At 50.4% G+C, this 14,645-nt stretch carries 13 protein-coding genes; 7 read left to right on the forward strand and 6 right to left on the reverse strand.

Features of this window, described 5'->3' with window-relative positions; genetic code table 11:
* Nucleotides 1-174: 174 nt before the first annotated feature.
* The 6 genes from V6D20_24100 to V6D20_24125 all read right to left on the reverse strand — a co-directional run bounded on the left by V6D20_24100 (nt 175) and on the right by V6D20_24125 (nt 6,343).
* Nucleotides 175-1,152: a sugar ABC transporter permease gene (locus V6D20_24100; GenBank protein HEY9818863.1), complete on the reverse strand. Its 978-nt coding sequence runs from the start codon at nt 1,150-1,152 to the stop codon at nt 175-177.
* A gap of 232 nt (nt 1,153-1,384) precedes the next feature.
* On the reverse strand, nt 1,385-2,659 hold the full coding sequence (locus V6D20_24105; GenBank protein ID HEY9818864.1) for an ABC transporter substrate-binding protein: 1,275 nt from the start codon (nt 2,657-2,659) through the stop codon (nt 1,385-1,387).
* 492 nt (nt 2,660-3,151) lie between these two features.
* Nucleotides 3,152-4,411, reverse strand: coding sequence for a tryptophan synthase subunit beta (trpB, locus tag V6D20_24110; protein ID HEY9818865.1), 1,260 nt, complete (start codon nt 4,409-4,411; stop codon nt 3,152-3,154).
* A gap of 81 nt (nt 4,412-4,492) precedes the next feature.
* Nucleotides 4,493-5,026: a hypothetical protein gene (locus tag V6D20_24115; GenBank protein ID HEY9818866.1), complete on the reverse strand. Its 534-nt coding sequence runs from the start codon at nt 5,024-5,026 to the stop codon at nt 4,493-4,495.
* Between the two features lie 397 nt (nt 5,027-5,423).
* Nucleotides 5,424-5,729, reverse strand: a complete 306-nt coding sequence (locus V6D20_24120) for a hypothetical protein (GenBank protein ID HEY9818867.1) — start codon at nt 5,727-5,729, stop codon at nt 5,424-5,426.
* 410 nt (nt 5,730-6,139) lie between these two features.
* The gene (locus V6D20_24125) at nt 6,140-6,343 is read right to left on the reverse strand and encodes a hypothetical protein (protein HEY9818868.1); all 204 of its coding nucleotides are present in this window, start codon (nt 6,341-6,343) and stop codon (nt 6,140-6,142) included.
* 692 nt (nt 6,344-7,035) lie between these two features.
* Here V6D20_24125 and rpsL point away from each other — a divergent pair.
* The 7 genes from rpsL to stpA all read left to right on the forward strand — a co-directional run bounded on the left by rpsL (nt 7,036) and on the right by stpA (nt 14,594).
* A complete protein-coding gene (rpsL, locus tag V6D20_24130) occupies nt 7,036-7,413 on the forward strand; it encodes a 30S ribosomal protein S12 (GenBank protein ID HEY9818869.1) in 378 nt (125 codons plus the stop codon).
* 339 nt (nt 7,414-7,752) lie between these two features.
* Complete coding sequence (rpsG, locus tag V6D20_24135; protein ID HEY9818870.1) at nt 7,753-8,223, forward strand: 30S ribosomal protein S7; 471 nt, start codon at nt 7,753-7,755, stop codon at nt 8,221-8,223.
* A 123-nt stretch (nt 8,224-8,346) separates the two neighbouring features.
* Nucleotides 8,347-10,422: an elongation factor G gene (fusA, locus tag V6D20_24140; GenBank protein HEY9818871.1), complete on the forward strand. Its 2,076-nt coding sequence runs from the start codon at nt 8,347-8,349 to the stop codon at nt 10,420-10,422.
* Nucleotides 10,423-10,449: 27 nt separating this feature from the next.
* Nucleotides 10,450-11,679 carry an elongation factor Tu gene (tuf, locus tag V6D20_24145; protein HEY9818872.1) on the forward strand — a complete coding sequence of 410 codons (1,230 nt, stop codon included), beginning with the start codon at nt 10,450-10,452 and terminating at the stop codon, nt 11,677-11,679.
* A gap of 214 nt (nt 11,680-11,893) precedes the next feature.
* Nucleotides 11,894-12,202 carry a 30S ribosomal protein S10 gene (gene rpsJ / locus V6D20_24150; GenBank protein HEY9818873.1) on the forward strand — a complete coding sequence of 103 codons (309 nt, stop codon included), beginning with the start codon at nt 11,894-11,896 and terminating at the stop codon, nt 12,200-12,202.
* 154 nt (nt 12,203-12,356) lie between these two features.
* Complete coding sequence (locus V6D20_24155) at nt 12,357-12,998, forward strand: LON peptidase substrate-binding domain-containing protein (GenBank protein HEY9818874.1); 642 nt, start codon at nt 12,357-12,359, stop codon at nt 12,996-12,998.
* Nucleotides 12,999-13,226: 228 nt separating this feature from the next.
* A complete protein-coding gene (gene stpA, locus V6D20_24160; GenBank protein ID HEY9818875.1) occupies nt 13,227-14,594 on the forward strand; it encodes a glucosylglycerol 3-phosphatase in 1,368 nt (455 codons plus the stop codon).
* The last annotated feature ends 51 nt before the right edge of the window (nt 14,595-14,645 follow it).

The raw sequence follows: 14,645 nt of genomic DNA on the forward strand, positions 1-14,645 counted from the left end.
CGGTTTCAAGGAGATCATCGGGTTGACGAAAGGAACTAATCAGTAAACCAATCGTGGGCAAACTCCAAAGAAGCGCAATGAAAATAACTGCCCCATGTACTGGCGCTTGGGATAGAACTTTGTTGAGTCGATTAGCAGGGCGGTGCCGTCGGATGCGAACGATGCTGCGGACCATTAATGACGCTCCTGCTGGCGAAAACGGCGAATATTGACCACCATGATTGGGATGACAGCGATCAAAAGAACCGTGGCGATCGCACTGCCTCGTCCAAAATGGCGATAGTTAAACATTTCCTTAATCATGCGACTGGCAATCACGTCTGTCCCCAAGTTGCCACCCGTCATCACAAATACAATGTCAAAGACCTTGAGTACGAACACAATCATGGTGGTTGTAACTACCGTGATTGTCGGCATGATGGTGGGAATCATGATCCGCCAAAAAATCTGCATTTCGCTGGCTCCATCAATCCGAGCCGCTTCGATCATATCCCGGGGAATTCCCTTGATAGCGGATGAAAGCAGCACCATGCAAAATCCTGTGTAAAGCCAGATCATGATGACAATCAGGGCAACGTTATTAATCGAGCGATCCACAAGCCAGCCGATAGGATCTCCCCCCAGTGCCGTCACCACGCCATTTAATAAGCCAATCTGGTTACTGCCTGCAGGATTGAAGGCATAGACAAATCGCCAGATTACACTAGCCCCTACAAAGGAAATTGCCATCGGCAAAAAGATCAGTGATTTGGCGAGGGTTTCATAGTTAACCCGATCCACCAACACCGCAATCACAAGCCCTAAACTAACGCTGATCCCCGTCACCAACACTAGCCAAAGTAAATTATTACGAAAGACGAGCAGCATCTCTCGACTTGCAAAGGCAAAGAGATAATTCTCCAGCCCCACAAACGTTTCGGATCGGCTATCAAAGAAGCTAATGTATACCGTTCGAACAGTAGGCAACACGAGATAGGCTCCTAGCAATAGCCCCGCTGGCCCAACATAAACCCACGGCAAAAGTTGGTGCTTCCAAACCTTGGGCAGCCTTTCTACGAGTACATTCAACCCATAGACAATGGCAATCACCCCACCAGAGCCGAGGATCACGGCCAGAATGGCATTAAGAATACGCAGCAGGTTATCGGTCATGTTGGCGATCGATCCAGGGTGTTCATAGCAAACTCTCAAACGATGATCGGGACATGCAAAGACCGTCAGCAGGTTGTGCAAGGTGCGATCGCCCTATGCCTAATCCCCACATCAGCCTTTGCATGTCAATGCCCTACGATCAAGGGACAGACTTATTTTGTTCAAAGCTTTGTCTTCCGGGTTGGGTCAGAGACTGGGCATAATCCTGCCTAGGAGCATCCTGAGCCACCTATCAATTGGGCCAACTTGCCTCAATGTTCTCTAGAACTTGATCAACAGGGGTGCCAGCGACATAATCTACAACCCCCGACCAAAATGACCCGGTGCCTACCGCACTGGGCATTAGGTCAGAGCCATCAAAGCGAATACTATCTGCCGTGGTCAAAAACTCAGCTTGCTTTCGGCTGACTGGATCAGGGTATGCATCTAGACTGACCTGTTGATGGGGCGATAGAAAGCCCCCTGCCTCAGCCCAAATTTCATGGGGTTCGGGGGTAGCTAGATACTCCATGAGTGCCCGCGCTTCGGGGGTGTCGTTGAACATACCAAAGACATCACCGGCGACGAGAACGGGTACTCCAAGATCAGGGTTGATGCTGGGGAGTAAAAACACATCGACATCTTCACCCAGAGTGATGTCATCCGGAAAGAAACTAGCAATGAAGTTAGCCTGGCGGTGGAGATAGCAGCGGGGTGGATCGCTAAACAACCCATTGGGGGATGTGCCAAAGGGAGTACTAATCGCCCCTGTGCTGCCACCCACAACATAATCTGGATTTAAGACCACCTGACCAAAGGTTTCAAAGGCAGTCTTCACCTGAGGATCGGTAAAGGGAATCTCATGGCTCACCCACTGGTCATAGGCCTCTGTCCCTGCCGTACGCAGCATAATATCTTCAATCCAGTCGGTGCCCGGCCAGCCGGTAGCATCGCCGCTTTCCAACCCCAAGCACCAAGGCGTGCCTCCATCAGCTACAATCTGGTCGCTGAGAGCCATCAGCTCGTCCCACGTTGTAGGAATATCATAACTATTGGCTTCAAAAGCGTCTGGCACATACCACACTAAACTCTTCACAGACACCCGATACCACATGCCGTACAGAGTGTCGTCAAAGGTGCCTAGATCTAGCCAGGTTTGTGGGTAAGCGGCTTGCAGGGTGGCATCATCCATAAAGTCGGTGACGGGAATAAGCTGACCAGCATCGGCAAAAGCTGCCATCAGACCTGGCTGAGGAAACATGGCAATATCTGGAGCGTTGCCAGCTTCGACCCGCACGGGCAGAAGGGTTGCGAAAGCATCCGTCCCTTCATAAACCACCGTGATCCCCGTCTGCTCTTCAAAGGGTGCCAAGGCTTGCTCTAACTTGTCCTGCTGTTCACCCACCACCACCCCTAAGATGGTGACGGTTCTGGCTGCACTACCGCTATCAGGTTGCTGCGAAGCACCATTACAGGCAGAAAGCAGGAACAAACTTAACCCGACGGTTAAACCTAGAGAATATTTCATATCTTAACGTCCTCAAACAATCAACTTTAGTTCGGTCGTAACTCCTTCTTGCTCTTGCGCAATTGATGGGTTTATCAACAACGTGATTGAACGTTAGTTTAGATTAAGAAGCTGTTTGAACAACTAATGCAGTGCTCATCAGACATGAGACATTCAGCATCGTCCAAACTTAGTGTGTCGAGTATCAATATTGACCAAGCCCAGACTAGATGGCTGGGGCGTCTTAGGTACATCACAAGACGAGTATATCAATCGAATAGCACGGCGATCGGTTGCACGTAATAGTAATCAACAGTCTTCCCAGATCCAACGTTAAACCGAGGAAATACTGAACTTATCATGGTTTGGGAACGAGCCTGGCCGATTACTCTGGCTACCTGACCAATCTCTCTGTGCTGTCGGTCTAAACTTCGCCCAGCAAAGAAAAACCCGCTTAAGCGGGTTCATGCAGGTCAGTGAGTTGGTGCAGGTCAGCTGGCACTAGCCATGGTTTCAATCAAACTTCAGCTTCTTGGCCACGGTTTGTACATCCTTGTCACCTCGCCCTGAACAATTGATCACAATGCGAGGACTACCTGCCACTTGCAGGCAGAGGGTTTCTAGGTAAGCGATCGCGTGGGCAGTTTCCAAGGCTGGGATGATCCCCTCCTGTTGCGAGAGCAGTTGTAGGGCATCTAGGGCCTGCTGATCGGTGACGCTGTAATACTCTGCCCGTCCTAACTGTTTTAGATAGCTATGTTCTGGGCCAACACCGGGATAGTCTAGTCCGGCACTAATGGAATGGGCCTCCACAACTTGCCCATCCTCATCTTGCAGCAGATAGCTCATAGCTCCATGCAACACGCCAATACGCCCTTGGGTGAGCGTGGCTGCATGTTTATCGGTTTCGACCCCTTCACCGGCGGCTTCCACTCCAATCAGGCGAACCGAGGGCTCTTCCACAAACTCGTGGAAAAGTCCCATAGCATTAGAGCCACCACCCACGCAGGCTAGGAGAATATCCGGTAAGCCGTTCCACTTTTCTAAACACTGGGCACGAGTTTCTTCTCCAATCACCGCATGGAAGTCTCGCACCATCATGGGGTAGGGGTGGGGGCCAGCGACGGATCCTAGAATGTAGTGGGTGGTTTCAACGTTGGTCACCCAGTCGCGAATGGCTTCTGATGTGGCATCTTTGAGGGTACCGGTGCCTGCTTCCACCGGGCGCACTTCTGCTCCCATCAAGCGCATCCGAAACACATTCAGAGCTTGACGTTCCATGTCATGAACGCCCATATAGATGACGCAGTCTAGCCCAAACCGAGCACAAACCGTTGCTGTTGCTACGCCATGCTGACCCGCTCCCGTTTCTGCAATAATCCGCTGTTTGCCCATCCGTTTGGCCAACAGCACTTGCCCCAAGGCATTGTTGATTTTGTGCGCACCTGTGTGGTTGAGGTCTTCGCGCTTTAGATAAATCTGAGGGCCTGATCCGTCAGGGCGCTGGTAGTGCTGGGTGAGCCGCTCTGCAAAGTAGAGGGGGGTGGCTCGTCCGACATAGTCCCGCAATAATCCCTGCAGTTCCGATTGAAACGATGCATCGTCGCGGTATTGGTAAAATGCCTGTTCTAGCTCGCTGAGTGCGGGCATCAAGGTTTCGGGAACATACTTACCACCGAACTGGCCAAACCGACCCAAGGGATCAGGCCGCTGGGATAGGGGCGGCATGGTTGGGCGGTTGTCTGGGTTGGGATGAATAGGGGTGCGTGTCACAGAGCCTCAGCACGAATCAAAGGTACTTCCCCCATGATAGAGAAATTTCTTCCGCACTCCACGGCTGATTCAAAATTCCCCTCACATTTCTCCTGCACAACAGGACTCTAGGGGCGGCGATGATGGGGCGATCGCGGCAGGAGGTTCAGCAGAAGCGATCGCCCAAAATCGAACGGGATCGCTAGCCTGCTCGTCTAACAATGGTGCAAACTGCGATATCTTGCCCATGACCCGATCGGTCACCCATAACACTAAAGGTACAGGGGGCGTATCTGGATAGGTCTGGTACTCTAGCTCGAAGGCTAGCAAGACACGGTTGAGGGCAGCGATCGCATCTAATCCCAAGACCATCAATGCGCCGTTAGTCGGATAGGTCATCCCTTGAGAATGAAGCTCTCCATAGAGCGATCGCGTTGAGGTAGGTAGCTTAAGTGCCTGCAGCGGCAGAGCACAATGGGCGCGTAATTTGCGAATAATAGCTCCATGCCAGCGAACATCGTTACAGCAGGCTAGAATGAGCGATCGCTTTTGCTGATTCTTGTACAGTAATGACGACAAGAGCTTCATCGATTGGCGATTGTGGAGGGCGATCGCCCCTGGAGAATAGTTCACCATAGTGCATGACCTCATCGTAAGATTGGGGGCTGGCTGATGATAGTTGGTTGGCAAGGATAGGCGTCGCATCAACCCAACCAACGACATCCAGCACGAATGGTCAATGAATGCAAAAAGGCGAAACTATTCATCTACGGATCGCCTAAGATATGCGATCGCGATGGAATGCTCCGCCCATGACCCGAGCTTTAGCTGAATAGCTCGACGTCAACTAGTTTTTAGATGGTGGCCAAGATGGCCGCCTCGTCTCACAACCACCATGATTAGAATGGCAACGTCATGCAAGACGGTCTCTTGGAAAGGAGTCAGGCTTGAGGTCTCAGGTATTCAATCCATCACGGCATCTAGTACCTAAGACCTAGCTCCCAAATGTGTCTTAACAGACAATGGCAGCTCATTATTTCTCAGAGTTAAATGCAGTTACAGCCTTGTCAAACGTTACTGTTAAGTCCTTCCAAACGGTTTCAAGACCGGACTGAACTTCCTCAACAGCGGACGCACTAGACTCTTGAAACTCAGTCAGTTTAGCCTGCATGGCCTGCTGCTTCACCTGCAGCTCTTCCAACTGATTGTTGTATTCAATCTTGGCGTCAGCTTTGGCTTGATCGGCTTTGGCTCGAAGCTCATCAATTCGAGCGCTAAGCTTATCAAACTCAGCTTGTACCTTCTCTTGGTAGGCTTCTTTTTGGCTTAGCGTAGTCATAGGATTGACTCCTTTTTCAATGTCATTATTGGTTGGTTTATCGGCTCATAACTCGTTTCTAGAAAAGCGATCGCTTCCTGAGTTCACTACCAAAAACTAGGCTAATTCCTATAGATTCCCTATAGAACTTGTTGCCTAGGCAGAGCCTCAATGAGTTACTTCACGAATGAACCTACTCTGATCTAACTTCAAATCCTATGGGTTTGTAATCTATCTTTTGCTGTATTATCAATTGCTTCATCTCATTCCTATGGAGGATTTGCGAGAAGGCATTGTAGCTTGGAGCACAACTTGATATATCAAATGGAAACGACCGACCAAAGACTTTCAGGAGTTATAGCATCGGCTGACCCAATACATCATCCTATCGTCTAAAGCCTTTGGTCTAAAGCGATCGCTCCCTTGACTGATTAGCTCTGCCGATCGGTTAATAAATCACTCAGTTGACTAATATCGATTCCCATATCTCGACAGGTATCTTGGAGCACACGACCAAATTGATCGGTATTTTCCCCATAGCCACATTGCTGGGCTGCCACCTTCAAGCCAAGTCTTGCATTGGCTTGAGCACAGGAAATCAAATCAACACCTTGAAGAGGTTTTAATGCTGCCATCGGTAGCATCTCCTAAATGAACATCAAATCATAGACAGTTCAATTTATAGACGAGACAAAAACTATGCCTCATGTTTCTGTATTTTCCTGACCTGTATTTTCTTGAGAGATCAAGATATTGGCAGATCGCTTCTCTTTTAACCTTAAAACATACACTCTCACCCTTCATCCACCCATCGGTTGAGGCTGATTGACAAGGATTCTCCCTGAGTTGATGAAGTCAAACCCCCACTGAAGCATCAGCTCTTGCCCCGATGTGAGGATTGATACGTCGAGGGGCAAAACCCCTCACCCCGATGAACTCATAGAGAGCTAACTTATACGAGTTAGGCGTTGGGCTATGTAGTCCTTCCTCATCTACTCTTCACGGTCATACCCGCTATCATGATAGAAGTAACCGCTTTGACTGTCTGGTTAGCCTATCTCGTTATTCTTCCAAATGTATCCCGGTCGCGCTAACAGGTTGCACTCATACCCCATTGCCCACCAACTATCCTGGTATCGATGCACAAGGCTTGTCTGCACTCTCATCACGCCGCTAGCCGCCGCAGCCTAGCCACCCAGGTACGCCATAAGCGATCGCTTGTTCCCTCAGCCAGAAAAAAGATTTGACATGAGCTGACTAATTTCAGTAAGATTAGGATTTGTTGAATCGCAATTACCAACCCTAATAGGACTGCTTCCAATCACTCATGCCGACTATTCAGCAACTCATTCGCAGCGAACGCCAAAAGGCTATAAAGAAGACGAAGTCACCTGCCCTCAAGAGCTGCCCTCAGCGTCGAGGCGTTTGTACGCGCGTTTATACAACGACTCCTAAGAAGCCTAACTCAGCTCTGCGTAAAGTTGCGAGGGTTCGCCTAACATCGGGCTTTGAAGTAACTGCTTACATCCCTGGGATTGGGCACAACCTACAAGAACACTCCGTGGTCATGATTCGGGGGGGTCGGGTTAAGGATCTGCCTGGTGTTCGCTATCACATCATTCGCGGCACCCTAGATGCAGCTGGCGTTAAGGATCGGCTACAGGGGCGCTCGAAATATGGAACCAAGCGTCCTAAGCAAAAGTAGATAGCTATCCTTCAACCTCCCGCACAAACATATGGGTGAAAGGTGGTTGATGGTTCCGTGACTTACACTTATATCTGGCTTTTCATGGGTCTGATCCCTGCTGCAGGATCAGAGCATAGAAATGTCCACGGCAGACCTTGATGGTGCTCCGGTTGATATCTAAGCGTTCTTCATGACCCTCGTAGACATCGCAAAGATTTAGAGAAATGAATGGCAGCAGTTTACAATGGCGATCGCCCTAATTGGGTTGCCTGCCCCTAATTCATTCTTGGTTAACCATTCACGCCCTCATCTCTGTTTTAGTTTCATTGCCTTCACTCTATATAGGTTGAATTCACAATGTCTCGTCGCACTGTCATTCAGAAGCGCCCCATTCCGGCTGATCCGGTTCACAACAGCCGTCTTGTCACCATGATGGCTCGGCGCATCATGTCCAGCGGAAAGAAATCTCTGGCCTACCGCATTATCTATGATGCCTTCCAGCTCATTCAAGAGCGCACCGGCAACGACCCCCTCGAAACCTTCGAAACGGCTGTTCGTAACGCAACTCCTTTGGTTGAAGTGAAGGCACGCCGGGTTGGTGGAGCCACCTACCAAGTTCCCATGGAAGTTCGTTCGGATCGGGGAACAGCTCTGGCCCTTCGCTGGCTATCTCAGTTTTCTCGCCAACGCCCCGGGCGCACCATGGCAGGCAAGCTAGCCAACGAACTCATGGATGCTGCTAACGAAACCGGCAATGCCATTCGCAAGCGGGAAGAAACACATCGTATGGCCGAAGCGAACAAAGCGTTTGCCCACTATCGTTACTAAGAGCGTTACGACGTAACGTTGTGGGATGAGCCTACACTTTGTATAGTTACAAAAGTATAGAATTGAGAGGCTGAACCGTTTACTCAACCAACAAAACCGGGCAGAGAACTTAAGGAGGTAGCTGTGGCACGCTCGTTCCCGCTAGAAAAAATACGAAATATGGGAATTGCCGCACACATTGATGCTGGTAAAACAACGACTACAGAGAGAATTTTGTTCTACTCTGGCGTTGTCCATAAAATTGGGGAAGTTCATGAGGGCACTGCCGTCACGGACTGGATGGAGCAAGAGCGGGAGCGTGGCATCACCATCACGGCAGCAGCTATCACCACCCACTGGAAAGATCACCAGATCAACATTATTGATACGCCAGGGCACGTTGATTTCACCATTGAAGTTGAGCGCTCCATGCGTGTCTTAGATGGTGTGATTGCCGTCTTTTGCTCGGTAGGTGGAGTTCAGCCTCAGTCAGAAACCGTTTGGCGACAAGCCGACCGCTATTCTGTGCCGCGCATCGCCTTCGTCAACAAGATGGATCGAACCGGTGCGAACTTCTATAAGGTCTACCAGCAAATTACGGAGCGACTTCGGGCGAATGCGGTGCCGATTCAGCTACCGATCGGGAGTGAAGGCCAGTTTCGAGGCATTGTTGACCTCGTAACTATGAAAGCCTATATTTACGCCAATGATTTAGGCACGGATATTCAGGAAACTGAGATTCCCGATGAAGTCCAAGAGTTAGTCGATGAGTATCGAGGCAAGTTGATCGAGTCTGTTGCCGAAACAGACGACCATCTCACCGAAAAATACTTAGACGGTGAGGATCTTACCCTAGATGAGATCAAGCTGGCCTTGCGTCGAGGAACGATCGCCGGCACTCTGGTTCCCGTCATGTGTGGCTCTGCTTTCAAGAATAAGGGCGTACAACTGCTCTTGGATGCTGTGGTGGATTATCTACCATCGCCTCTAGAGGTTCCCCCTATTCAGGGCTTGCTGCCTGACGGTTCCACCACCGAAAGGATTGCCGATGATGACGCTCCCCTATCTGCTCTTGCCTTCAAGATCATGGCGGATCCCTATGGACGCCTAACATTCCTACGGGTCTACTCAGGCGTTTTATCCAAGGGGAGTTATGTTTATAATTCTGCTAAGGGTAAGAAAGAGCGCATCTCTCGCTTGATTGTTCTTAAAGCAGACGATCGCATTGAGGTGGATGAGCTGCGTGCCGGGGATCTAGGGGCAGCACTGGGTCTCAAGGATACGTTTACTGGAGATACCATCTGCGACGAAGCCTCACCCATTGTTTTGGAATCACTCTATGTTCCTGAACCGGTCATTTCGGTTGCTGTGGAGCCGAAAACCAAACAGGACATGGAGAAACTATCCAAAGCCCTACAGTCTCTGTCTGAGGAAGATCCAACCTTTCGAGTTGCGACTAACCCAGAGACTAACCAAACGGTGATTGCAGGCATGGGCGAGCTGCATCTGGAAATCCTGGTGGATCGGATGCTGCGCGAGTTTAAGGTCGAGGCTCATGTTGGAGCTCCGCAGGTTGCCTACCGCGAGACTATTCGTAAGGCAACCCAAGCCGAGGGCAAGTTCATTCGTCAGAGTGGCGGCAAGGGGCAGTATGGTCATGTGGTGATCGCCGTTGAGCCTGGTGAAACAGGATCTGGGTTCGAGTTTGTTTCTAAGATTGTCGGTGGTTCCATTCCAAGGGAATATATTCCTGCGGCAGAGCAAGGCATCAAGGAAGCTTGCGAATCTGGGATTGTGGCTGGATATCCAGTCATTGATGTGAAGGTTACGCTGTTGGATGGGTCTTACCACGACGTAGATTCATCTGAGATGGCCTTCAAAATTGCTGGATCGATGGCGATTAAAGAAGCCGTTATGAAAGCATCTCCTGTGGTTTTAGAACCTATGATGAAGGTTGAGGTAGAAGTTCCAGACGACTTTTTGGGTACCGTCATTGGCGACCTCATTTCACGTCGTGGACATATTGAAGGGCAAAGCGCAGGAGATGGGCTAGCCAAGGTCACGGCTAAGGTTCCGTTGGAACGTATGTTTGGATATGCTACAGATATCCGATCCAATACCCAGGGTCGAGGCATATTCTCCATGGAATTTAGCCGCTACGAGGATGTACCTCAGAGTATTGCTGAGGTCATCATCGCGAAGAACAAAGGGAACGCATAACTTCAGAGAAAGAGGAATAGAAGACTCATGGCACGCGAAAAGTTCGAACGGAAAAAACCCCACGTTAACATCGGTACGATTGGTCACGTTGACCATGGTAAGACCACGTTGACGGCTGCTATCACCATGACCTTGGCATCCCTAGGTCAGGCGAAAGCTCGCAAGTATGACGAAATCGATGCAGCTCCTGAGGAAAAAGCTCGGGGGATCACCATCAACACCGCTCACGTGGAATATGAAACCGAAGATCGTCACTATGCTCACGTGGACTGCCCAGGACACGCTGACTATGTGAAGAACATGATCACCGGGGCTGCTCAAATGGATGGTGCCATTCTGGTGGTATCGGCGGCAGACGGCCCAATGCCTCAAACCCGTGAGCATATCCTGCTAGCCAAGCAGGTGGGTGTACCTAACATCGTCGTGTTCTTGAACAAGCAAGACCAAGTCGATGATGAAGAGCTACTCGAACTCGTTGAGCTTGAGGTTCGTGAACTGCTCAGCTCCTATGATTTCCCCGGTGACGATATTCCTATCGTTTCTGGGTCGGCGCTGAAGGCTCTAGATGCAGCGATCGCTAACCCGACGGTGAAGAAAGGCGACGATCCTTGGATTGACAAGATCTACGCTCTCATGGACGAAGTGGATGCTTACATCCCCACGCCTGAGCGTGATATTGACAAGCCCTTCCTGATGGCGGTGGAAGATGTGTTCTCCATCACTGGTCGGGGAACGGTTGCTACCGGTCGGATCGAGCGTGGGAAGGTTAAGGTGGGTGACACCATCGAAATCATTGGTCTCCGCGACACCCGCAGCACCACCGTCACCGGGATCGAAATGTTCAAGAAGAGCCTAGAAGAAGGGATGGCGGGTGATAACGCCGGTGTCCTTCTCCGGGGGATTCAAAAGGTAGACATCGAGCGCGGTATGGTGCTGGCTAAGCCGGGTTCCATCACCCCTCACACTCAGTTTGAAGCTGAGGTGTATATCCTCAAGAAGGAAGAAGGTGGTCGTCACACGCCTTTCTTCCCTGGCTATAAGCCTCAGTTCTTTGTGCGTACCACTGACGTGACGGGGCAAATCAGCTCCTTCACCGCAGATGACGGTAGCGAAGCTGAAATGGTGATGCCGGGCGATCGCATCAAAATGAATGTTGAATTGATCAGCCCGATCGCTATTGAGCAAGGGATGCGCTTCGCCATTCGTGAAGGTGGACGTACGGTGGGTGCTGGCGTCGTTGCCAAGATCCTTAAGTAGCCCTGAGGATGTAATTGAGTAAGCTACCAGGAGCCCTTGAGCGACTGGTAGCTTATGCTCGATTGCCCATAATGATCACGGTTTCTGCTTCATTCAGTCAGAACCTTGACAATACAGCAGCTAGCTTCCAAGGGTTGGGGTGTCCTGACCAAGGTTGTTAGCGCACAATCATTCAAAGTTTGGCGTCCCTTTTAACAGCATTACTATGGCTACTATTCAGCAACAAAAGATTCGCATCCGCCTCAAAGCCTTCGATCGCCGTTTGCTTGATATGTCCTGCGAACGAATTGTAGACACGGCCAACCGCACCAATGCTACTGCCATTGGCCCAATTCCCCTCCCCACTAAGCGGAGAATTTACTGTGTTTTGCGATCGCCCCACGTTGACAAAGACTCGCGAGAGCACTTCGAAACCCGCACCCATCGGCGCATCATTGATATTTACCAACCGTCGTCTAAGACCATTGATGCCTTGATGAAGCTTGATCTACCTGCAGGTGTTGATATTGAAGTCAAGCTCTAAATCAAGAGTCTAGATTTCCTGAAAAGGTTTTTAGCACTCCCATCAAAAGCCATAAGCCTTACGTTAGACTGAAAGGGACTGAGGTAACTCGTCCCTTTTTGAGTTAGGTCGGGTTATGACCAACGCACATTGAAGCGGTCTTTAAGTTAGAGCAATGGCATTTTCATCATCGGTTGCAGTTCGTGAACTTCCATTATTTCCTCTGTCTGAGGTGGTACTATTTCCAGGCAGACCGCTCCCGCTTCACATTTTTGAATTTCGCTATCGGATTATGATGAACACCATCTTGCAAGACGACCGACGGTTTGGCGTCCTGATGGTTGATCCTGCCGATGGCAAGGTCGCTAAGGTTGGATGCTGTGCCGAAATTTTGCAATGTGAGCGCCTACCTGACGATCGCATGATGGTGAGAACCCTTGGGCAACAGCGTTTTCGCATTCTTGATTATGTGCGAGAGAAGCCCTACTACGTTGGCCTGGTGGAGTGGATTGATGACGAACCCTCTAGCCAGGATCTCAGTGGTTTAGCCATTCAAGTGGATCAAATGCTGCGGGATGTGGTCAAGCTATCTGCCAAGCTGATGGGGCAGACAGTGGATTTGCCGGATGATATTCCCACCAGTCCTTTAGAACTCTCCTATTGGATCGCCAGCAATCTGTACGGCGTAGCACCTGAGCAGCAGGCCCTGTTGGAACTCCAAAACACCATGGCCCGCCTAGAGCGAGAAGTGGAAATCCTCAACTCCACTCGCAATCATCTGGCCGCCCGCACAGCGTTAAAGGATGCCTTGAATTAGCTATCCCTCCAGTTCTGTGGTGCTGAGATCCGACCCGTGAAAAGATCCTAGGCTGGTGTCTTCTGGATGCAGCAGGCGGTAGCCTAGAACTGGTAGACAGGTGTGAATACCAACTTAGCACCTAGCAGTCTGTCCTCCGAGGTAGTAGATGCTATCTTCTTGCTAGGATAAATCGTCCTTGGTGTAAGCTGTTTAGCGTAGAGTCGTTGACCATACGCTCATTAAGCTATGACCCAATCTCCCCACATTTTGCTCAATGAACCATCCTTATCTTTAAATGTTGACAAACTAGCGCAGGTTTTGGTGAATGTCGATAATATTCTGATTATTCAGGATTTGGATGGTGTCTGTATGGGGTTGGTGCAAGATCCCTTACGGCGTGTCATTCGTCGAGAGTATGTTGAAGCTGCTGCCCTGTTCAGTCCTCATTTTTATGTTCTGACCAATGGTGAGCATATTGGAGCTAGGGGCGTCAATCGAATTGTAGAGCAAGCCTTTGGCTATGATTCTTATCTTAAACGTCAAGGGCGCTACTTGCCTGGGCTAGCCGCTGGCGGAGTACAATGGCAGGATCAGTTTGGCCAGGTGGTTCATCCCGGCGTCAGCGATCGCGAACTTGATTTCCTTCACGCTGTCCCTCAGCAGATTGGCGATCGCCTGCATCAGTTTTTCAAGCATCATCCCGATGAATTAGAGCCGGAGCTGCTCCAGACCTGCATTGAAGCGGCAGTGTTGAACAATATTGCTTCGCCTACCGCGAACCTGAACCGGTTTTATGAAGCCCTGCGCGATCGCCCTCAGGTGTATGCCAAGCTGCAATCGGAGATGCAGGTGCTGATGACTCAGCTGCTCGAACAGGCGCAGCAGCAGGGGCTAGGCGACTCTTTCTTTGTCCACTATGCTCCCAATTTAGGACGGGATGAGCAGGGGATAGAAATCATGCGTCCGGCGACAGATGATGATTCTGGGACAACCGACTTTCAGTTTATGCTGCGGGGTGCCTTGAAAGAGGCGGGGGTTCTGGCTATTTTGAACTATTATTATTACCAACGAACCGGCACCTATCCGCTTGGGGAAAGCTTTAATGCCCGTCAGTCTCCTCACCAGCTCGATGACTTGGTTGCCTTAGTCAAACAAGCCTTTGATCCGCTGCAGATGCCGGTAATCATTGGTGTAGGCGATACCGTGAACAGTCAGGTGCGACAGCAGGATGGTCGTCGGATCATCAGCCGAGGGGGGAGCGATCGCAATTTCTTACACTTGATTCAAAACATTGGCCAAGCGTTTCATCGGGGCAACATCGTCACCTACGTAGACAGCAGTCAAGGTGAGGTTAAAAATCGCCGAGCTGTCCAGGTGCAGCCTGCTTCAGAAAGTGGCGATCGCCCTGCCAAGGTGTTGCAAGGTCCCTGCGATCCTGAGGATCTGGACGATCCCCTCACCATTGATGTTGTTTTTGCTGAGGGGCATGACCAATACACCACTCTCTTTCAGCAGGCCGCTCACATCCGCCACCATAATCAGAAAACAGCCCGCCAGCATCAGGGCATGGCTCCCAATTATTGGAACTGGATGGGCAGTGCTGCCAATGCCTAAGTTTACTCTGTTCTTAGCTGGGCTCCAGGAGGTATGGATTCAGACAAATGG

This window comes from Candidatus Obscuribacterales bacterium (assembly GCA_036703605.1).
Lineage (GTDB): Bacteria > Cyanobacteriota > Cyanobacteriia > RECH01 > RECH01 > RECH01.